General features: G+C 72.4%; 9 protein-coding genes. 5 read left to right on the plus strand and 4 right to left on the minus strand.

The genetic code is table 11. The annotated features are described in order from the left end of the window. Positions 1-23: 23 nt before the first annotated feature. The 3 genes from IEY87_RS31800 to IEY87_RS31810 are packed head-to-tail and all read left to right on the plus strand — an operon-like array spanning position 24 to position 14,526. Positions 24-1,811: an ABC transporter ATP-binding protein gene (locus tag IEY87_RS31800; RefSeq protein ID WP_189142533.1), complete on the plus strand. Its 1,788-nt coding sequence runs from the start codon at positions 24-26 to the stop codon at positions 1,809-1,811. A 39-nt stretch (positions 1,812-1,850) separates the two neighbouring features. Continuing rightward, positions 1,851-12,809 (plus strand): non-ribosomal peptide synthetase, encoded by a 10,959-nt coding sequence (locus tag IEY87_RS31805; protein ID WP_225277868.1) that lies wholly within the window; start codon positions 1,851-1,853, stop codon positions 12,807-12,809. A 16-nt stretch (positions 12,810-12,825) separates the two neighbouring features. Continuing rightward, positions 12,826-14,526, plus strand: a complete 1,701-nt coding sequence (locus IEY87_RS31810) for an ABC transporter ATP-binding protein (protein ID WP_189142534.1) — start codon at positions 12,826-12,828, stop codon at positions 14,524-14,526. On the opposite strand, the gene IEY87_RS31815 is transcribed toward IEY87_RS31810, so the two are convergent. The 4 genes from IEY87_RS31815 to IEY87_RS31830 form a co-directional block, all read right to left on the minus strand. Beyond that, the gene (locus tag IEY87_RS31815; RefSeq protein ID WP_189142535.1) at positions 14,502-15,728 is read right to left on the minus strand and encodes an MFS transporter; all 1,227 of its coding nucleotides are present in this window, start codon (positions 15,726-15,728) and stop codon (positions 14,502-14,504) included. The two genes, IEY87_RS31810 and IEY87_RS31815, sit on opposite strands and share 25 nt — an antisense overlap. A gap of 111 nt (positions 15,729-15,839) precedes the next feature. Further along, positions 15,840-16,943: an aldo/keto reductase gene (locus IEY87_RS31820; RefSeq protein ID WP_189142536.1), complete on the minus strand. Its 1,104-nt coding sequence runs from the start codon at positions 16,941-16,943 to the stop codon at positions 15,840-15,842. 89 nt (positions 16,944-17,032) lie between these two features. Beyond that, on the minus strand, positions 17,033-17,653 hold the full coding sequence (locus IEY87_RS31825) for a TetR/AcrR family transcriptional regulator (protein ID WP_189142537.1): 621 nt from the start codon (positions 17,651-17,653) through the stop codon (positions 17,033-17,035). Between the two features lie 66 nt (positions 17,654-17,719). Then, positions 17,720-18,391: a TetR/AcrR family transcriptional regulator gene (locus tag IEY87_RS31830; protein WP_189142538.1), complete on the minus strand. Its 672-nt coding sequence runs from the start codon at positions 18,389-18,391 to the stop codon at positions 17,720-17,722. Between the two features lie 119 nt (positions 18,392-18,510). On the opposite strand from IEY87_RS31830, the gene IEY87_RS31835 reads away from it, so the two are divergent. Together IEY87_RS31835 and IEY87_RS31840 are read left to right on the plus strand one after the other, a co-directional pair. Further along, positions 18,511-19,260 carry an SDR family NAD(P)-dependent oxidoreductase gene (locus tag IEY87_RS31835; protein ID WP_189142539.1) on the plus strand — a complete coding sequence of 250 codons (750 nt, stop codon included), beginning with the start codon at positions 18,511-18,513 and terminating at the stop codon, positions 19,258-19,260. A gap of 175 nt (positions 19,261-19,435) precedes the next feature. Next, complete coding sequence (locus tag IEY87_RS31840) at positions 19,436-21,439, plus strand: serine/threonine protein kinase (protein ID WP_189142540.1); 2,004 nt, start codon at positions 19,436-19,438, stop codon at positions 21,437-21,439. The last annotated feature ends 1 nt before the right edge of the window (position 21,440 follow it).

Consider the following 21,440-nt stretch of genomic DNA (forward strand, 5'->3'; position numbering starts at 1 on the left):
TCCCGGCCCGCCGTGGTCCGGGTGTGAGCACCGCGGACACCCGCGTCGCCTCGACCATCCTGCGCACGGCGACCGGACGTGAGGCCACCCGCTGGGTGGTCGCGCACTGCCGCGAGGTCCCAGGGCTGACCCTCGCCACCGTGCTGACCACGGTGGCGGGGGCGGCGCTCCAGGTGCTGCCGGTGATCCTGCTCGGCCAGGTGGTCGACGGGGTGGTCGAGGGCGGACCGCGGTCGATCCTGGTCACGATCGGGGTGCTGCTGGTGGCCGCCGCGCTGCTCGGCGCGGCCGCCGCCGCGGCGTCGACGTACCTGATCGGGCGGCTGGGCGCGGACCTGCTCGCGCGGCTGCGGGAGGGGGCCGTGCGGGCGGTGCTGGGCCTGCCGAGCGCGCGGATCGAGCAGGTCGGCCGGGGGGACGTGCTGTCCCGGGTCGGTGACGACGTGGCCGTGGTGTCCAAGGGCATCAGGACCGCCATCCCCACGGTGTTCTCCGCCGGGGTGCTGGTCGTCATCGCCACGGCCGGCATGTTCGGGCTGGACTGGCGGCTCGGCCTGGCGGGCGCCGCCGCGCTGCCCGCGTACGCGCTGGCCCTGCGCTGGTATCTCCCGCGCTCCGCGCCGCTCTACCAGCGGCAGCGGGAGGCCCAGGCCGATCGCGCGCAGGCGTTGATCAGCGGCCTGAACGGCATCGACACCGTCCGGGCCTACCGCCTTGAGGGCGCCTTTCGAGAGAAGGTCAGCACCGAGTCGTGGCGGGTGCGCGATCTGGGCGTCGAGGTGTTCCGGTTCTTCGGCCGGTTCGTCGGCAGGGAGAACCGCGCCGAGTTCATCGGCCTGGTCGTGATCATCGTGGTGGGGTACGTCCTGCTGGAGGCCGGCCTGGTCACCCTGGGCGAGGCGTCGGTGGCCCCGCTGCTGTTCCACCGGCTGTTCACCCCGCTGGGCGCCATCATGTTCACCTTCGACGAGGCGCAGAAGTCGGGCGCCAGCATCACCCGGCTGGTCGGGGTGCTGAGCGAGGCTCCCGACGAACGGCTGGTGGGGGATGTGGCCGTCGCGCCGGCGGACGCCGGGGCCTATCCGGTGACGGTGGCGGGGCTGACGTTCAGCTATCCCGAGTCCGAGCGGCCGGTGCTGCTGGACGTGGACCTCATGATCCCGGCGGGCGGGTCGCTCGCGCTGGTGGGGGCGACGGGCGCGGGCAAGACGACGCTGGCGGCGCTGATCGCGGGCATCGGGACCCCGCAGGCCGGGTCGGTGCGCATCGGATCGACCGATCTGGCCGGTCTGGACGAGGCCGAGGCGCGGGCGCTGGTGAGCATCCTGACGCAGGAGACGCACGTCTTCTCCGGTCCGCTCGCCGACGACCTGCGGCTGGCCGCGCCGGCGGCGACCGACGCCGAGCTGATGGACGCGCTGCGTACGGTCGGCGCCGACGCGTGGGTCACGGCGCTGCCCGACGGGCCGGCGACCGTGGTCGGCGAGGGCGGTGAGCGCCTGGACGGCACCAAGGTCGCGCAGATCGCGCTGGCCCGGCTGGTGCTGGGCCGGGCGCCGGTGGTGGTGCTGGACGAGTCGACCGCGGAGGCGGGCAGCCAGGGCGCCGCCGAGCTCGATCGCGCCGTGGCGGCCGCGTGCCAGGGCCGGACCACGCTGTTCGTGGCGCACCGGCTGACCCAGGCGATGACGGCGGACCGGATCGCCGTGCTGGACGCGGGACGCGTGGTGGAGCAGGGCACGCACCAGGAGCTGGTGGCTCTGGGCGGCCGGTACGCGCGGCTGTGGCGTGCCTGGCGAGAAGGCAGTTAGAAGACCGACTTATCTCTTGGAAGGGACGGCTGAGCCTTCATGATGGAACCGAGTGACGCGCAGCTCGCACTGGACGACCAGCCCATCGGCGCCATCGGCCCGTCCAGCATGGCGGCGCGGCTCGCGGACCTGGCCCGGTGGAACGACACCGACGTCGACCGGGTCCGCCCGGCCATCGTGGAGATGTTCCACGAGCAGGCGCGGGCCAGGCCGGACGCCGTCGCCATCATCGACGAGCATCGGTCGCTGACCTACCGGGAAGCGGCGGAGCTGTCCAACCAGCTGGCCCACCATCTGATCGAGCGCGGCCTCACCGCGGAGCAGGTCGTCGGCATCTCGCTCGACCGCTCCGCCGAGATGGTGATCGGCCTGCTGGGCGTGCTCCAGGCGGGGGGCGCGTTCGTGCCGCTCGACCCGCGCTGGCCCGCCGCGCGCCGGGCGGTCGTCATCGACGACGCCCGCGTCGTGGTGCAGCTCAACGACTCCGGCGAGCGTGCCACGGGCGAGCCGGAGGCCGTGGCCGTCGACCTCGGCGACTGGCGGTTCGGCGCTTACTCCACCGGGCCGACCGGGGTCGCCATCCTCGGCCCCGCGCTGGCGTACGTGATCTTCACGTCCGGTTCGACCGGGCGGCCCAAGGGCGCGATGATCCGGCACGAGGCGATCAGCGAGCGCCTGCTGTGGCAGGCGCACGAGATCCTGGGCTTCGGCCACGACGACGCGTCGCTGTTCAAGGCGCCGCTGTCGTTCGACATCTCCATCAACGAGATCTTCCTGCCGCTGGTGACCGGCGGCCGGCTGGTGGTGCTGCGGCCCGGCGGCGAACGCGACCCGCACCACCTGCTGAGCGTGATCGCCGAGCAGCGCGTCACCTTCACCTACCTGGTGTCGTCCATGCTGGACGTGCTGCTGGAGATCGCCGGCGACTCCGGGCGGCTGGACAGCCTGCGGCACGTGTGGTGCGGCGGCGAGGTGCTCACCCCGGAGCTGTACGAGCGGTTCCGCACCCGGCTCGACATCCCCATGTACCACGGCTACGGCCCGGCCGAGACGACGATCGGCGTCTCGCACGTCATCTACCGGGGGGCGGCCGAGCGCCTGTCCACGTCGATCGGCAAGGCCAACCCCAACACCCAGTTGTACGTGCTGGACGAGCATCTGCGCCCGGTCCCGGTCGGCGTCGGCGGCGAGCTGTACGCGGGCGGGTTCCTGCTGGGCCGTGGGTACGTCAACGCGCCCGGCCTGACGGCGTCCCAGTTCGTCGCGAACCCCTTCGCCGACGACGGGTCCCGGCTGTACCGGACCGGTGACCTCGCCCGGTTCGCCCCGGACGGGTCGCTGGACTTCCTCGGCCGGGCCGACAACCAGATCAAGATTCGCGGCATGCGGCTGGAGATCGAGGACGTCGAGATCGGCCTCGCGGAGCACCCCCGGGTACGGCACACCTGCGTCGTCGCCAAGAAGAACGCCGCGGGCGGCACCTACCTGGTGGGGTACGTGATCCCGGCGGCCGGGAGCGAGGACCTGCGGGCCGACGAGGTCAAGGCGTGGGCCACCCGGCACCTGGTCGAGTACATGGTGCCCGCGCACCTCGTCGTGATGAAGGAGTTCCCCCTCACCGCGAACGGCAAGCTGGACCGGCGCGCCCTGCCCGAGCCGGTGATCCACGCCAAGACGTTCGTCCCGCCTGCCACCGAGAACGAGCGCCTGGTGTGCGCGGCGGTCGCCTCGGTGTTACGGCTGGACGAGGTCGGCGTCGACCAGGACTTCTTCGCGCTCGGCGGTGACAGCATCCTGGCGATCTCACTGCTCGGCGCGCTGCGCGACGCGGGCCTGTACGTCACGACGCGGCAGATCTTCACCGACAGCACCGTGGGCGCGCTGGCCGCGGTGGCGAGCCGGGACGACGTCTCCACCGTGGACCACGGGGACGTCGCCACCGGCTCCGTCATCGGGTCGCCCATCGTGCGGTGGCTCGGCGAGACCACCGACGCGATCGACGGCTTCGTGCAGTCGGTGGTGCTGAACACCCCGGCGGACCTGACCGCCGACGCCCTCGACGAGATCCTCGCCGCCCTGGTCAGCCGGCATGACATGCTCCGCGCCAAGCTGGTGCGCGGCGACCACTGGAGCTTCGAGATCCCGATGGCGGATCAGAATGCGGCGGCGAACCAGGCGGCGGGCCAGGCTGCGGGCCAGGCTGCGGCGGCGGGCCAGGCCGTCGTGGGATGGCAGGAGAGCGACGGGCCGCTCGACGAGTGCGTCGCGCTCGCCACCGACGGGCTGGACCCGGACGGCGGCGTGCAGCTGCGTGCCGTCTGGCGACGCCAGGCGCGGCAGCTCGTCCTGGTCGCCCATCACGTGGTGATCGACGGCGTGTCCTGGCGGGTCCTGATGGAGGACCTGGCCACCGCGTGGCGGCAGCTCACCTCGGGCACGCCGATCGCGCTGCCCCCGGTGGGCACGTCGTTCCGGCGCTGGACGCAGCTGCTGGAACGCGCGGCGTTCGACGCGGACCGCGCCTACTTCCAGCGCCCCCTGCCGGGACCGGACCGGCCGGTGGGCAGACGCCCGCTGTCCGAAACCGACACCGTCGCGGACGAGCGGGTGCGGACCGTCTCCGTGAGCCCCGAGGTCACGGCCGCGCTGCTGGGCGAGGTTCCCGCCCGGTTCCACGCGGGCGTCAATGACGTGCTGCTGACCGCGCTCGCCGTCACCCTCGCCCGATGGCGCCGCGACCTCGGGCAGGATCAGACGTACGCGCACATCGAGCTTGAGGGGCACGGCCGCGAAGGCCGGTTCGTGGCGGGCGCCGCCGGCTTCGAGCCGGAGCTGTCGCGGACCGTGGGCTGGTTCACCACCCTGTTCCCGGTGACCGTGGACCCCGGCGCGGCGGCCGATCCCACCGCCCCCGACCACCTGTCCGCCGCGCTCAAGGCGGTCAAGGAAGACCTCGCCCGGGTGCCGGGCAACGGTGTCTCCTACGGCGCGCTGCGCTACCTGGCCGGCGTCGAGTTCGACGCGTCCGCGCCGCAGGTCCTCTTCAACTACCTGGGCCGCTACGACGCGGGCGCGGCCGAGGACTGGCAGCTCGCGGGCACGACGGGACAGCTGGGCGAGAAGCGCGACGCGCGGATGCGGCTGCCGCGCGCCCTGGAGTTCAACGCCATCGCCGAACCCGGCGCGACCGGCGCGTACGAGCTGGTCACCAGCATCTCGTGGCCGGCCGGGATGTTCACCGACGAGGACATCGCGACGATCGGCGCGTACTTCCGGGAGGCCCTTATGGGGCTGGCCGCGCTCGACCAGGGCGGCCACTCGCCCAGCGACTTCGGCGCGGTGTCCCTCACCCAGGCCGACGTCGACGCCCTGGACGGCCCGGCGCTGGTGGACATCCTGCCGCTGACCCCGCTGCAGGAGGGCCTGTACTTCCACTCGGTCTTCGACGACGACTCGGCGGGCAGCTACGTCGAGCAGCAACTGCTGACGCTGGACGGCGAGGTGGACGCCGACCGGCTCGCGGCGGCGGCCACCCGGCTGCTCACGCTCTACCCGAACCTGGCCGCGCGGTTCGTCGCCCTCGCCGACGGCCGCGTGGTCTCGGTGCTGGAGAGCGGGGTGGCAGCGCCGTTCAGCACGCTGGACCTGCCCGGCGGCACCGAGGACGAGATCCGCGAGCACGCCGAGCGGGACCGGCGTGCCGGGTTCGACCTGGCCACCGGCCCGCTGATGAGATACACGCTCATCCGCGCGGACGGCCGGCACGTCCTGGTGCAGACCGTGCACCACATCGTCGCCGACGGCTGGTCGGTGCCGCCGATGCTGCGCGCGCTGCTGACCGAGTATCACGCGCCCGGGACCGCGTACCCGCGCGGCGGCTTCCCCGACCATGTGCGCCGGCTCGCCGGACTCGACGACGCCGAGAGCGATCGGGTCTGGCGGGAACAGCTCGCCGGGCTGCCCGGCCCCTCGCTGGTCGCCGAGGGGCACACCCCGTCCGACCGGTTCGCCGACACCGCCGTGCGGCCGGGTGCCGACCTCGACGCGGCCGTCCGGGCGGTGGGCGTGCCGCTGAGCGTCGCGGTGCACAGCGCGTGGGCGGTGACGCTGGGCGGGCTCCTGCACCGCGACGACGTGGTGTTCGGGTCCACGGTGTCCGGGCGGGACGCGGACGTGCCCGGCATCGAGGACATGGTGGGGCTGCTCATCAACACGATCCCCGTACGGGCTCGATGGGCCGCGACCACGACGGCGGGCGAGCTGCTCGCCTCGGTGCGGGAGCACCAGAGCGCGGTGCTGCCGCATCAGCACGTCTCGCTCACCCGGATCGGCCGTCAGGTGGGCAGCGGTCCGCTGTTCGACACGCTCGTGGTGTTCGACGTGGCGACCGAGGTGGACGGTCTGCGGCGGCCCGGCGACGAGCTCGTCATCACCGGCATCGTGAACGAGGGGGCCCCGCACTACCCGTTGACGCTGGTGGTGGAGCGGGCGTCCGACGGTCGCCCCCGGTTCAACCTGATCTACGACAGTGAGCTGCTGCGGGAGGGAAGTGCGCGGGCGATCCTGCGTACGTTCGACCGGATTCTGACCGGTCTGCTCGGCCGGCCGGACGCGCTGGTCGGCGACCTGGCGCCCGACGCCGGGCGGCGGCCCGCGCCGATCACGCCGACGACCCTCGGCGGGCTGTTCGACGCCGCCGCGCGGCGGGACCCGGCCGCCACCGCCGTCACCCGATGCGGTCTCGACGGCGGCACCCGGTCGCTGACGTACGGCGAGCTGGCGGCGGCGAAGGACGAGCTGGCCGCGGCGCTGCGCGCGGCCGGGGTCAGGCCGGGCAAGCGGGTCGCCGTCGCCGTCCCGCGCTCCCTTGAGCAGGTCGTCGCCCTGGTCGCGATCGTCTCCGCCGGCGGCGCGTACGTGCCGCTGGATCTGGCGTACCCGGACGAACGGCTGGCGTACATCCTCGCCGACGCCGCCCCGCAGGTCGTGCTCGTGGACCCGGAACAGCGGGACCGCTTCACCGAGCTGTCGGCCAGGGCGGGCGTGACCGCGCGGGTGCTCGTGCAGGGGGATGGGGCCGCGGGGGAGGCGCCGGTGGACGTTGCTGGGGTCGCGGGGGTGCAGGCGCAGGTGGACGGTGCTGGGGCCGAAGTCAGCTGGCATGATCCGGCGTACGTGATCTACACGTCCGGCTCGACCGGCAGGCCCAAGGGGGTCGTCGTGCCGCACTCCAGCGTGGTGACGCTGCTCGCCAACACCCAGCCCGACATGGGCTTCGGACCGCACGACGTGTGGGTCCAGTTCCACTCCTACTCCTTCGACTTCGCCGTGTGGGAGCTGTGGGGGGCGCTGGCGCACGGCGGTGAGCTGCTGGTGCCGGAGTACGGGCTGACCCGCTCCCCGGTCGACTTCCACCGGCTGGTCCGCGAGCGCGGGGTCACCGTGCTCAACCAGACACCGTCGGCGTTCTACCAGTTCATCGAGGCCGACCTGCAGGCCGGCGAGCCCGTCACCGCGCTCCGCCGGATCATCTTCGGCGGCGAGGCGCTGGATCTCGGGCGGCTGCGCGGCTGGGTCGAGCGGCACGGCACCGGCTCGCCCGAGCTGGTCAACATGTACGGCATCACCGAGACCACCGTCCACGTCACCCACCGGGTGCTGACCGACGACGACTTCGCCGCCGACGTCAGCCCGATCGGCGGCCCGATCCCCGGCCTGGCCACCTACCTGCTCGACGACCGGCTCCGGCCGGTGCCGCCGGGCCGGGTGGGCGCCATCTACGTCGCCGGTGCCCAGGTGGCGCTCGGCTACCTGGGCAGGGCGGGGCTCACCGCGAGCCGGTTCGTGGCGAACCCGTTCGCGGGCGACGGGTCCCGCATGTACCACACGGGCGACCTGGCCCGCCTGACGCTGGACGGCGAGCTGGAGTTCGCCGGGCGCGCCGACGACCAGGTGCAGCTCAAGGGATTCCGGATCGAGCTCGGCGAGGTGGAGACCGCGATCAGGGACCTCGACGGCGTGGTGGACGCGGCCGTCACCGTGGCTGACGCTGGGGTCGGCAGCGGCGATCACCTGGTCGCGCACGTCGTGGGCCGGGTGCCAGGCGACTTCGCCGCTCTGCTGTCGGCGAAGCTGCCCGCGTACATGGTGCCGGGCCGGGTGCTGCCGGTCGACGCCCTGCCGCTGACGGTCAACGGCAAGCTCGACCGCCAGGCCCTGACCGAGCGCGCCGCACGGGACGACACCCCGGTGGCCGCCACGCTCGCCGCCCAAGACGTCGCCACGGGTGCTTCCACCCCGGCGACCAGGGATGCCACGCTCGCAGACAGCACCCCGGTGGTCGCGGGTGATGCCGTGCTCGCCGCGCTGGTCGGCATCTTCGCCGAGGTGTTGCCCGGTTCCGAGGCGGACGGCGATACCGACTTCTTCAGGGCCGGGGGCGACAGCATCGTTGCCATCACCGTGGTCAACCGGGCCAGGGCGCTCGGCCTGCCGATCGCGCCACGGGAGGTGTTCCTGCTCAGGACGCCGCGCGCACTCGCCGAGCACCTGGGGACGCGCGTGCCGCAGGCCCCGGCGACCACGCCCGCCGGGCGCGAGGACGGCCCGCTGACGCCGACGCCGATCATCCTGCGCCAGCGCGAACTGGGCGGCTCCCTCGCCCGGTTCGCCCAGGCCAGGACGCTGGTGGCGGCCGAGGGCGTCGGGTTCGCCGACGTCGAGCGCGCCGCGAACGCCGTCGTGGCCGCGCACCCCGTCCTGCGGTTGCGGCTGCGCGTCGAGCACGGGGTGTGGGCGCTGCGCACCGAGCCCGCCCGCCAGATCACCGTCATCCCCACGGACGCGCCCGACGCGACCACCGCCGCGAACGAAGCCGCCGGGCGGCTCGACCCCGAGGCCGGGGAGATGATCGCGTTCTCCTGGCTGGCGGCGAGCCGGACCCTGGTGGTCACCGCGCACCACCTCGCCGTCGACTCGGTGTCCTGGCTGGTCCTGCTGGACGACCTGGCCGCCGCCATGCGCGGCGCGCCCCTGGCGCCGCCGACCACCTCTTACGCCGAGTACGCCGACGCGCTGGTCACCCAGTCCGCCCAGGAGATCGACGACCTGGAGCACTGGATCACCACCCTCGCCGCCCCCGCACTGCTGCCCGCAATGGAAGAGCCACCCGAGCCCACGCCGCGCCGAACGACGCCGCGCGACTCCACGGGGAGCGACTCCACGCCGCGCGACTCCACAGGGCGCGACTCCGCGCTGCGCGAACCCGCGCTGCGCGACTCCACGGGACGGGAAACGGTGGTGCGTGAGATCACTGTGGAGGTCGCGGCTGACGTGACCACGCACGTGACCCGTACCGCGCCGACGGCGCTAGGCGTCGGTCTCACCGAGTTGCTGTGCGGCGCGCTGCGGACCGCGCTGACGCGCATCCAGCCGTCGCCCACCGATCTCGCCATCGAGCTGGAGCGGCACGGCCGGGTCCCGGTGCTCGGCCGGCACGACTACACCCGTACCGTCGGCTGGTTCACCGCCATCGCCCCCGTACGGCTCAGCGCGCACACCGATCCCGTCGCGGCGGCGCGGGAGGTCGCGGCGCGTCAGCCGGACGAGCGCGGGCACGTCGCCTACGGCCGGCTCAGGTACCTCAACCCGCAGACGGCCCCACTCCTGAAGGCGCGGCCGCAGGTGCTGTTCAACTACCTCGGCCGGGGCAGCGAGGCGCAGGCGGTGCACATCACCGGCGGCGACCAGGGCAGCCCGTACGCCGTCGAGGTCAACGCGTGGCTCGACGCCGGACGTCTGCGGGCGACGTTCACCCTGGCCGAGGGCGTCCCCTACGAGCTGGCCGAGCACTGGCGGCATGCCCTGGAGCGCATCGCGGACGCCGCCGCGACCGCCGAGCGGACGGCGCCGGTGACCCCGCTGCAGAAGGGCCTGTTCTTCCAGGCTCAGCTGGCAGGCTCGGCCGGCCGGTACGTCGCCCAGAACTACTTCACCTTCGACCGCCGCCTGGACACCGACGCCCTGGCCGAGGCGATGGCGTACGTGATCGGGCGGCACCCGGTCGTGGGCGCCGGATTCGCCACCGACGCCGACGGCAACCCGGTCCAGATGCTCGCGGCGGGCCGGCGGGCCGAGGTCCGTACGATCGTCCTGGAGACGGACGCGGAGGTCGAGGCGTTGCGCGCCCGGGACCGCGACACCGGCTTCGACCTGGATGAGCCGCCGCTGATCCGGCTGACCGTGGTGCGCCGGCCCGGCGACCGCGACGGCCTGCTGCTCAGCTACCACCTGCTGCTGTGGGACGGCTGGTCACGGGAGATCGTGCTGCGGGACCTGTTCGACGCCTACGAGGCCGTCGTGGCGGGGGAGCCGCTGGATCCGGCCCCGGCCACGCCGAGCTTCGAGGACCACGCCCGCGCGCTCGACGCCAGAGACCTCGCCGTCTCCGAGCGCTTCTGGGCCGAGCACCTGGCCGGACTCCCGGGCCCGACGCTGCTCGCCGGACCGTCGCCGTCGCTCACGGACGAGCTCCCGCGCACCCTCGTGCACACGCTCTCCGCCGAAGGCTCGCAGCTGCTGCGGGAAGCGGCCAAGGCGCACGGCGTCACCCTGAACTCGGTGCTGACCGGCGCGTTCGGCCTGCTGCTCGGCGCGCGCACCGGCCGGGGCGACGCGGTGTTCGGCGTGACCGTCTCCGGCCGCGAGGGCGAGGGCCTGTCCGACATCGTCGGCGTGCTGCTCAACACCGTGCCCATGTGGACGCGGGCACGGCCGGACGACACCGTACGGGATTATCTGTCGGCCGTGCAGGCGGCCCGAGTCGCGGCGATGGAGCACGAGCACCTGGGGCTCGGCGAGATTCAGCGGGCCGGCGGGCACGACACCCTGTTCGACAACCTGTTCGTGCTGCAGAACTTCCTGGACATGGACGCGTTCGCCGCGATGAACGCCCGGCACGGCATCACCGGGGTGCGGGCCGACGACTCCACGCACTACCCGTTCACCTGGGTCGTCACGCCCGGCGACCGGCTCACGGTCAAGCTGGAGTACCGCGACGACGACCCGGCGGGCGCCCGCCGGCTCCTGGACGACTACCTGCGCGTGCTCGACGACCTGGCCCGATCGTCCGGGCCGGTGGGCGCGCTGCGCGGGCTGGGGCCGGAGCCCGAGCCGGGCGAGCGTACGGACGTCGGCACGGACACCGTGGTGGACCGGTTCGACCGGGCGGCCGAGCGCAGTCCGCAGCGGGTCGCGCTCGTCGCGCACGGCAGGACCATGACGTTCGCCCAGCTCCGGGAGCGTAGTCGCGCGGTCGCGGGGGTGCTCGCCCAGCGCGGCATCGGCCCCGAGACGACCGTGGGGCTGGCGATCCCGCGCTCGCTCGACTCGATCGTGGCGCTGTTCGCCGTGCTGCGCGCCGGCGCGGCGTACGTGCCGCTGGAGCTGGACCACCCGGACGAGCGGATCGCCGCGATCGTCGCGGACGCCCGCCCGGACGTGATCCTCACCGTGAGCGCCGTCTCCCCCCGGCTGACCGGCGAACTGATCGAGTTGGACCGCCCGCTGCCGGCGGCCGAGCCGTTCGTGACGTTCGCGCCGGACGACCCGCACCGCCTGCGCCACCCCGCGTACACGATCTACACCTCCGGCTCGACCGGGAAGCCCAAGGGCGTGGTGACCGAGTACGCCGGGCTCACCAACATGCTGATCAACCACCAGCGCCGGATCTTCGAGCCGGTGCTGGCCGAGCACGACCACCGGGTCTTCCGGATCGCGCACACCGTGTCGTTCGCGTTCGACATGTCGTGGGAGGAGCTGCTGTGGCTCGCCGACGGCCACGAGGTGCACATCTGCGACGAGGAGCTGCGCCGCGACGCGCCCCGGCTGGTCGACTACTGCCTGGAGCACGGGATCGACGTCATCAACGTGACCCCCACGTACGCGCAGCAACTGGTCGCCGAAGGGCTGCTCGACGATCCCGCGCGGCGGCCCGCGCTGGTGCTGCTGGGCGGTGAGGCGGTCACCCCGGCGCTGTGGCGGCGACTCACCGAGACGGAGGGGACGGTCGGCTACAACCTGTACGGACCCACCGAATACACCATCAACACCCTCGGCGTCGGCACCTTCGAGTGCGCGGACCCGGTGGTGGGCGTGGCGATCGACAACACCGACGTGTACGTGCTGGACCCGTGGCTGCGGCCGGTGCCGGACGGGGTGCCCGGCGAGCTGTACGTGTCGGGCATCGGCATCGCGCGCGGCTACCTCGGGCAGCCCGCTCAGACCGCGCACCGCTTCGTGGCGAACCCGTACGGCGAGGCGGGCGAGCGCATGTACCGCACCGGGGACCTGGTGATCCGGCGGCCCGACGCCAACCTGATGTACCTGGGCCGCACCGACCAGCAGGTCAAGATCCGCGGGCATCGGGTCGAGCTGGGCGAGGTCGAGGCCGCCTTCGCGGCGCACCCGGCGGTACGGTTCGCCGCCGCGGTCGCCCAGCCGGACCCGCAGGTCGACGGAGCGTACCGGCTGGCCGCCTACCTGGTGCTGGGCGCCGGGGACCTGGCCACGGTAGCCGAGGAGGCGGGCGCCGGGGACCTGGCGGCGGTGGCCGCGGAGGTGGGCGCCGGGCTGCCGGACTACCTGCGGCCCACGCACTACGCCCAGGTCGACGCCATCCCGCTGACCGTCAACGGGAAGGCGGACACCGAGGCGCTGCCGGAGGCCAAGCCCCTGGGCGCGCTGACCACGGCGGGCGAGCGCGGCCCGGCGACCGAGACCGAGACCGTGGTGTGCGAGTTCTTCGCCGAAGCCCTGGACCTGGACGATGACGAGGTGAGCGCGGTGAGCGACTTCATGTCCCTCGGGGGACACTCCATGCTGGCGGTGCGGCTGATCGGGCTGCTCCGCCGCGCGTACGGTCCGAAGGTCACCGTCCGCGACCTGTTCACCCTGCGCACCCCGGAAGCGATCGCCCGGCACCTCGATGACAACTCCTGACGAGCCCGGCACCTCGATGACTACTCCTGACGAGCAGCGGCCCCGCACGGGGTCCGACATCCTCTGGACCGCGCTGCGCCGCAACGCGGGCCCCATGGCCGGCGGCACCGTCCTCATGGGCATGTACCAGGCGGGCGAGACCGCCTTCCCCATCGCGCTCGGCCTGATCGTCGAGCACACGCTGGCGAACCGCAGCCTGGGCTCGCTCGGCCTGTCGATCGCCGCGCTGGCCGTGATCATCACGACCGTGTCGCTGTCGTGGCGGTTCGGGATGCGCGTGCTGCAGAAGGCCAACACGACCGAGGCACACCGCTGGCGGGTACAGGTCGCGGCCTGCGGCCTCCAGCCGGTGGCGAGGAACGTCGACCTCAAGTCCGGCGAGGTCCTGACCATCGCCACCGAGGACGCCGACCAGACCGCCGACATTGTCGAGGTGGTGCCCCTGCTGATCAGCTCGCTCGTCGCGGTGCTGATCACGGCGGTCGCGCTGGGCATGGCCAGTGTCCAGCTCGGCCTGCTGGTGATCGTCGGCACCACGGCGATCCTGACCGTCCTGAGCGTGATGTCCCGGCGGATCGGCGCCGGCACCGGCGAACAGCAGGCCCGCGTGGCACGGGCCGGGGCCAAGGTCGCCGACCTGATCAGTGGCCTGCGCCCGCTGCACGGCTTCGGCGGCAATCACGCGGCGTTCCTGTCCTACCGGAAGGTCAGCACGGAGGCGAAAACCCAGGCGATCACCGTCGCCAGGGTGAACGGCGCGTACGCCGGCACCGCGCTGGCCCTCAACGCGATCCTCGCCGCCGCCGTGACCCTGACGGCGGGCTGGCAGGCGTTCAACGGCCAGATCGGCATCGGGGAGCTCGTCATGGCCGTGGGGCTGGCGCAGTTCATCATGGAACCGCTCAGGATGTTCTCGGAGATGCCCAAGTACGTGATGATCGCGCGCGCGTCGGCCGAGCGGATGGCGCTGGTGCTGGCCGCGCCGCCGGTGATGACCCCGGGCCCGGAGCGCCCGTCCAGGGGCGGCGACCTTGAGGTGGACGGCGTCCGCTACGGGACGCTGCGCGAGCTGAAGTTCCACGTGTCCGCCGGCGAGTTCGTGGCCATCGCCGCCTATCAGCCGCGCGCCGCGGCCGACCTCGCCTCGATCCTCGCGGTCCATGTGCCGCCCGACGCCTACGACGGTGTGGTGCGGGTCAGCGGGCGGGACCTGGCGGACCTGGCCGTCGAGGCGGTTCGCGAGCACCTGCTGGTGAACCCGTACGACGCGGAGATCTTCGCCGGCACCTTGCGCACGAACATCGACCCGGCGGGGACCGGCCGGACGGTCCCCGAGGCCGTCGAGGCGTCCATGCTGACCGACGTCGTCGCCCTGCACCGCGAAGGGCTCGACCACGCCGTCCGCGACCGGGGCGCGAACCTGTCCGGCGGCCAGCGCCAGCGGCTGTCGCTGGCCCGCGCCCTCGCCGCCGACACCGACATCCTGGTCCTGCACGACCCGACGACGGCCGTCGACGCGGTCACCGAGCAGCTCATCGCGCGCAACCTCGCCGAGCTGCGCCGGGACCGCACCACGGTGGTGCTCACCAGCAGCCCGGCCCTCCTGGACGCCGCCGACCGGGTCCTCGTCCTGGACGACGGCGTCATCACCGCCGAGGACACCCACCGCAACCTCCTGTCCACCGACGAGAACTACCGCCTGGCGGTGGCCCGGTGACCTGACAGTCGCCGGCCGACCAGCGATAACGCGCCGACGGCCACCACGGTCCCGACGGCGATGACCGGCACCAGCGCCGGGAAGCCCCACCCGGTGGCCACCAGGCCGAACAGCGGCGGGCCGAGCAACGAGCCGAGGCTGCCCGCCTGGGCGATCACGCCGTTGCCGACGTCGGCGTGGTCGAGCCGTTCCAGCACCATCGGGAGGGTGGCGAAGACGAGGGCGCCCAGGAACCCGTTCGTGATCCAGATGACCGCCGCGCCACCTTCCACGGCCGCCGGCGACCCCGAGGCGCCGAACATGAGCCAGGCCGCGGGCACGATGACCAGCCCGGCCAGCGCGAGCACGCCCACCGGCGTGCCCCGGCGCAGCAGGATCCCCACGGCCAGCCCGCCCAGGACGCTCAGCAGCGAGATCCCCGAGGTGACCGCACCGGCGGTGGAAGCCGAGTGCCCGTGCTGCTCGATGAGCAGCGTGGGCAGCAGCACGATCACCGGAATGGTCACCAGCGCGGCCAGGCTGAAGGCCGCGGCCAGCGTCACCGGCCACACCAGCGCCCCGGCCCGGGGCATTGCGCGGGCCGGCGCCTGCCGCCCCGCTCCGCGTGGCAACCTCACCCACACCACCAGAGCCATCACGAACGTCAACGCGGCGATCACGCCGATCCAGCCGCGCCAGCCCAGCGCGGAGCCGATCATGCCTCCGGCGAGCGTGCTCACGCCGATGCCCATCGGGACGAACGTCGCCCAGAGCGACAGGGCCGTGCCGCGGTCCCGCTCGGTGGCCAGCCGCAGGATCAGCGCCGGGCAGGCGATGGTGGCCAGGAGGTATCCGATGCCCTCCACGCCGCGGGCGGCCAGCAGCGAGGCGAAGTCGCCGGTGACCATGCTCGCCGCGCTCGCCGCCGCGATCAGGATCAGGCCGGTGACCAGCGACCGCTCGGCGCCGAACCGGTGCACCAGGTATCCGGCGGGCAGGCCGACGGCCGCGCCGACCCCGACGACCGCCGAGATCACCCAGCCCAGTTGCGACAGCGACAGCCCGATCTGGGCCGCCACCTCGGGCCCGACCGAGGCGAACTTGCCGAGCCCCATCGCCGCGACGACGCCGCCCAGGTAGACGACGGCGATCGTCAGCCAGGGGGAGCGCTGCGGGGGTTCCGCGTCCTGCGGTGGTGTGCCTGACATCGGCTGGGGCTTCATGGGTCTCCTTCGCGAGCCGTCCCAGATCCGATCATCGCTGTGCCCGCGCGCCGTTTCAATCCGCCGATTACGTGGTGCTCAGCTGGTACGGACACGCGCCGGCCGGGGCCGTCAGCTTTCGGGGACCCAGTTGCGCACGGGCGGGGCGTATTCGGCCGGCTTGTCCGCCACCTTGGTGCCAGTGCTGATCAGCCAGGCCTGATAGTCGGGCGTGAACATCTGGTAGACCGACGGGGGCGGCGTCGAGCTCGCCTCGTCGAGCCGGGCGCGCAGGTCGGCCGGCAGGTCGAAGTCGAGGGCGGTCAAGTTGGCGTCGAGCTGGCCGACGCTGCTGGCCCCGACGATCGCGGAGGCGACTCCGGGCTGGGTGGCGACCCAGTTGACCGCGACCTGGGCCATCGTCACGCCGAGGCTGTCGGCGACGCTCTCCAGCGTCGCCAGAAGCCGCCACTGCCGGTCCGTCCACGAGCGGCCGGACGAGCCTCCGCCGCCGAGCCGGCCTTCCCCGACCAGGCCTTGGTCGGCCTGCCGGTACTTGCCGGTGAGGAAACCGCCGCCGAGCGGGCTCCATGCGGTGATGCCGAGTCCCAGGCTCTGCCCCATCGCGACGTGCTCCAGCTCGATCGCCCGCTCGATGAGGGAGTAGGGCAGTTGCAGGCTGACCGCCGGCACGAGGGAGTGGGCCTCGGCGTAGGTCTGGGCCCGCGCCGCGTACCAGCTGGGCACGTCGGACAGGCCGGCGTAGCGGATCTTCCCGGCCTTGGTGAGGTCGTCGAAGGTCCGCATGACCTCTTCGACGGGGGTGATCCGGTCCCAGGTGTGCAGCATGAACAGGTCGATGTAGTCGGTGCGCAGGCGGCGCAGCGATGCCTCGACCGCTCTGATCATGTGCTTACGGCCGTTGCCTCCGGCGTTCGGATCTCCGGGGTCGACACTGTTGGTGAACTTGGTGGTGAGGACGACCCGGTCGCGCACGTTGGCTTCCGCGATGAGGTTGCCGAGGATGGTCTCGCTCTCGCCGTCGGTGTAGAAGTCCGCGGTGTCGATGAAGTTTCCGCCCGCTTCGAGGTAGCGGCGGAAGATGGGACGGGCTTCCTCTTCGGTCTTGCCGTACGCGGCGTGGAAACCGCCGGTGCCGAAGTTCATGGTGCCCAGCGCCAGTCGGCTGACGCGCAGCCCGGAACGTCCGAGCAGATAGTAGTGGTTCAGAGACATGAGGGTGTTACTCCGTTCGGATGTGCGGTCCCCTCAGCCTGCGCATCCAAAAATGGACTGTCAAGTCCAAAACGCTGTGACCGGCTAATTCAGGCGAGCCTGCCGCCGCGCAGGTGGGCGATGCCCAGGTCCAGCGCCGCCTCCAGATGTGTGGTCTGCCCGGTGGACAACTGGATCAGCACGCCGCCCTGGATGCCGGCGAGCAGGGCGGCGGCCGTACGGTCGGGGTCGAGGCCGGAGTCGATCTCGCCGATGCCCTGCATGTGCCGTACGCCGGTGGCGATCTCGGCCTGCCAGACGCGCATCAGCTCGGTGACCACGGCTTGGGCGCCGGGCGTGGTGTGGCCCAGCTGCGACATGACGGAGTTGAGCGGGCACAGGCGGCCCTGCCGGCGATAGCGGTCGACGACCTTGTCGCGCCACAGCTGCCAGGCGGGCCAGGAGGTGAGCTCGCCGAGCTGAGGTCGCTGGTCCTCCAGCACGCGATCGGCTTCGAGGCGGGCGACGGCCAGCAGCAACTCCTCCCGCCCGCCCGGAAAGTAGTGGAACAACTGGCTCTTGCTCGTCGCCGTACTGGCCAGCACGTCGTCGAGGGTGGTGGCGGCCACGCCGTGCTCGCGGATGTGCGCGGCCGCGCCCTCGAGAATACGCCGCCGCGTCGCGGCTCCCTTGCGGGTCAGCGCACGAGTAGACCCTCCTATTGGACTCATAAGTCCATTTTACCCGAGCGCAAGCGGCCGGTCTGCGCAGGTGGAACGCTCTGGTCGCATCGCGCGCTATTCGGCGCAGGGGGTGGAGGAGCCGAGTTCGGTCATCGCGCGGCGTAGTTCGTCTTCGGTCAGTGCGGGTGTGGGGAGTGGGTGGGCGCGTTCGGCGCGGAAGGCGTCGAGCATGAGGTGGAGGTGACGTCGCCAGGTTCGGGGTGCCACGTTCGAGGTGGCCGCGGTGATGCGGCTGTGGGACCAGACGACGAAGACCAGGTCCTCCGGCGTCAGGTCGGGCCGCAGCGTGCCTTGGTCCTGAGCGCGTCGCATGGCCTGCCGGGCCAGCTCGCGGATGCGCGTGAGCCGGTCCTGGATGCAGTCGGACAGCGGTAGCCGCATCGAGGCCAGGTCGTTCATGCCCTGGTCGTCGGCTTGCAGTTCGCACATCGCTTCGAGGTAGCGGCAGAACCCCTCCCAGGGGTCCTCGGCCACCACCGCCTCCTCCGCGGCGGCGAGCCAGGCTTCGAACTTCTTCTCGAAGACGGTCTGGACGAGGTCGAGCCGGGTGGGGAAGTGGCGGTAGAGGGTGCCGATGGCGACGCCGGCTTCCTTGGCCACGTGCTCCAGCGGTGCTTGGAGGCCTTTCCTCGCGAAGGCGTCCGCGGCTGCGGTGAGCAGGGCGTCGCGATTGCGTTGGGCGTCGCGTCGCAGTGGCTGTGGCGAGTTCGCCCGGGTCGGTCCCATGCGGCCAGTCTACCAAGTGGAGGGTTCCCTCATCTTGTTGTACTGTGAAACATGAGGGTGCCCTCGACTAAGGCTCGACCCGAGGGCAACGAGAAGCGTCGTACGCAAGGGGTTGTGAAATGGGACGGATTTCCGGCAAGACGGCCATCGTGACCGGCGGTGCCATGGGCATGGGAGCCGCCACCGTCGCGCGGTTCGCCGCCGAGGGCGCCAACGTCGTGATCGCCGATGTGCACGCCGAGGCGGCTCGCGCCTTGGCTGAGGAGCTCGGCGGAAACGTCGTGTTCCTGGCACTCGACGTCGCCGATCCGGCGGCCTGGGCCGACGTCGTCAAGCGGACGGAGAAGAGGTTCGGCGGGGTCGACATCCTGGTGAACAACGCCGGCATCGCCGACACCGGTCCGTTCGAGGAGTGGAGCGCCGCACGCCTGCAGCGGGTGCTGGACGTGAACTTGTTCGGGGTGTTCCACGGCATCCAGGCGGTCACGCCGGTGATGAAGAAGGCCGGTGGCGGGGCGATCGTGAACGTCGGCTCGGTCGGAGCGCTCCAGGGCTTCCCGATGATGTCCGGTTACGTGGCTTCCAAGTGGGCGGTGCGCGGGCTCACCAAGACCGTCGCGCTGGAACTGGGCAAGCACGGAATCAGGCTGAACGCGGTCCATCCAGGCCAGATCGATACGCCCATGACGAGCAACGTGACGTTCGAGACCGACCACGTCGCCCTCGGACGGATGGGCCAGGCAGCGGAGATCGCCGACATCATCCTCTTCCTCGCCGGTGATGACGCGCGCTTCGTCACCGGTGCCGAGATCACCGGTGACGGCGGGCAGAGCGCCGGCCAGGCGGACTACCAGGGCGTGCCCAAGTAGGGCACGGAGGCGGACCACTGACCGCGACGTCGGGTGCCTGGGGGTTTGATCGCCGGTCGGCTCCGCCGTAGCACCTGCGGCTGATATGGGGGATATAGGCAAGTCGTCCCGCGCTGACCAGCGTTCTGGGATACTGCCACGCGATCGTGTCAACGAGTCGAAGTGGGACGACCTCGTGCGTATCGCCCCTCGCCCCAACCCCCAGTGGACCTTCAACCCTCCCCCGGGCTGGACCGTCACGGAGGGGTGGGAGCCGCCCGCCGACTGGGCCGGCCCCGAGCCGCACTGGCCGGCGCCGCCACCGTCCTGGCCGTGGTGGGTCGAGCCCGCCCACATCCCGGACGTCTCCGCGCCGCGGCAGGGGGATCCGGCGGAGGTGGGGCCGTACCGGATCGTCGGACGGCTCGGGGCCGGCGGGATGGGGATCGTCTACGCGGGCGTCGACGCCGCGGGCCGGCGGGCCGCGGTCAAGCTGATCCACGACATGCACGCCACGAACCAGGAGTTCAGGGTACGGTTCCGGCGCGAAGTGGCGATGCTGCGCCGGGTCCAAGGCTCCTGCTGTGTACGGATGCTCGCGGCCGACGCCGATGCCCGGCAGCCGTGGCTGGCGACGGAGTACATCGCCGGGCGCACGCTGAGCGAGCACGTCCGCGTCGAAGGGCCGCTCAGCGGCGACGGGCTGTACGGGCTGGCCGCCGGGCTCGCGGAGGCGCTGGTCGCCGTCCATGCGGTGGGCGTGGTGCACCGGGACCTCAAGCCCTCCAACGTGATGGTCTCCCCGCAGGGCCCGCGCCTGGTGGACTTCGGCATCGCCCGCGCGCTCGACGGCACCTCCCTCACGGCGACCGGCCACGTGATCGGCTCTCCGGGATGGGTCAGCCCCGAGGACTACACCGGCGCACCGGCCGGACCGGCGGCCGACGTCTACGGCTGGGCGCTCGTCGTCGTGTACGCGGCGACGGGGAAACAACCGTACGGAGCCAGCCGCCCTGAAGCGCTCGCCTACCGGGTCCTGACCGCGACGGTCGACACCGCCAAGGTGCCCGAGGGGCTCCGGCCGACGGTCGACAAGGCCCTCGCGAAGACGCCCGAGACGCGGCCGTCCATGGACGAGGTGCTCGCGGTGGTCGCCGACGCGTGGCGCGATCACCACGGCGAGCTGGGGCCCACGACGTCGGATCCCGCGACCGACGTCACGGCCCGCCTGAAACGCGTCTGGACCGTCCAAGGAGTCGATGCCGCCGCCCACCAGTGGGACGGTGCCGCACGTCAGGGGGGTGGCGGTGCCCGCGGAGGAGATGGTGGCGCGCGTCAGCAAGGGGGGATCGCTGTCGGGGACCGGCAGGCGGCGCGCGTTCGGTCGCGGAGGGAGCGATTACGGCGGGTCTCGCCTGTTGTCGCGGTGGTGGCGGCCCTCGGGTGCGCGGGAGTGATCCTGCTCAACGTGCGGCCGGACTCGCCCGGTGCGCAGCGTCCTGAATCATCGGCTGCCACAGCGACCGACGCCCGGTCGTCGCCACTGGCGTCCCCCGTGGCGAGCGTCCCGGAGACCGCGGCGGACCTGGCCGCCGCCCTCGACCTGGCGCTCGACGCCACCCCCGCCGCCACCTTCTCCTCCCAGGGCGCCTTCGCGGAGAGCGCCGTCTCGGCGCAGGCGAGCGGCAGCCTGCTGAGCCGCGTTTCGCCGTCCGAGGACGACTTCGAGATGCGGATCACCCCCTCCGACACACCCGCCGCCGATTACGTCGTCGCAGGCGGAGACCTGTACGTGGACAGGCCAGGAGCTCCCGCCAAGAGCTTGACGGACCAGAAGGCCGGGAGCGCGGACTGGTACGCGCTCATGGTCGCCGGTACGGCCGGGCCGTCCGTCATCCACCAGCTGGTCCAGAACTCCGCCGACGTGCGCCGTACCGACCGGACCTATTCCGGCGGCCTGCCCACGACCAGGACGAGTGGCCCGTTGCGGATGCTGCTGGACTCCTGGCGGGGCGGGAACGTGGGCGAGGAGAACGACAACTCGTACCTCAGTTACAAGCTCACCGTCGACGCGGACAACCGTCCGACGAGCTTCGTCCTGACCTGGAAAGTCCCGGTGAGCGGCAGCGGCACCTACGAGTCCGAGTTCGCCACGACCTACAGCGGGTGGCAGAAGACCGGCAAGATCTCCAAGCCGTGAC

This window comes from Nonomuraea glycinis, assembly GCF_014646515.1.
Lineage (GTDB): Bacteria > Actinomycetota > Actinomycetes > Streptosporangiales > Streptosporangiaceae > Nonomuraea > Nonomuraea glycinis.

What these genes read in the sequence shown, in the direction of transcription:
- IEY87_RS31815 (WP_189142535.1), bottom strand. Translation starts at nt 15,728, where the DNA reads ATGAAGCCCCAGCCGATGTCAGGCACACCACCGCAGGACGCGGAACCC.
- IEY87_RS31830 (WP_189142538.1), bottom strand. Translation starts at nt 18,391, where the DNA reads ATGGGACCGACCCGGGCGAACTCGCCACAGCCACTGCGACGCGACGCC.
- IEY87_RS31805 (WP_225277868.1), top strand. Translation starts at nt 1,851, where the DNA reads ATGATGGAACCGAGTGACGCGCAGCTCGCACTGGACGACCAGCCCATC.
- IEY87_RS31810 (WP_189142534.1), top strand. Translation starts at nt 12,826, where the DNA reads ATGACTACTCCTGACGAGCAGCGGCCCCGCACGGGGTCCGACATCCTC.
- IEY87_RS31825 (WP_189142537.1), bottom strand. Translation starts at nt 17,653, where the DNA reads ATGAGTCCAATAGGAGGGTCTACTCGTGCGCTGACCCGCAAGGGAGCC.
- IEY87_RS31835 (WP_189142539.1), top strand. Translation starts at nt 18,511, where the DNA reads ATGGGACGGATTTCCGGCAAGACGGCCATCGTGACCGGCGGTGCCATG.
- IEY87_RS31820 (WP_189142536.1), bottom strand. Translation starts at nt 16,943, where the DNA reads ATGTCTCTGAACCACTACTATCTGCTCGGACGTTCCGGGCTGCGCGTC.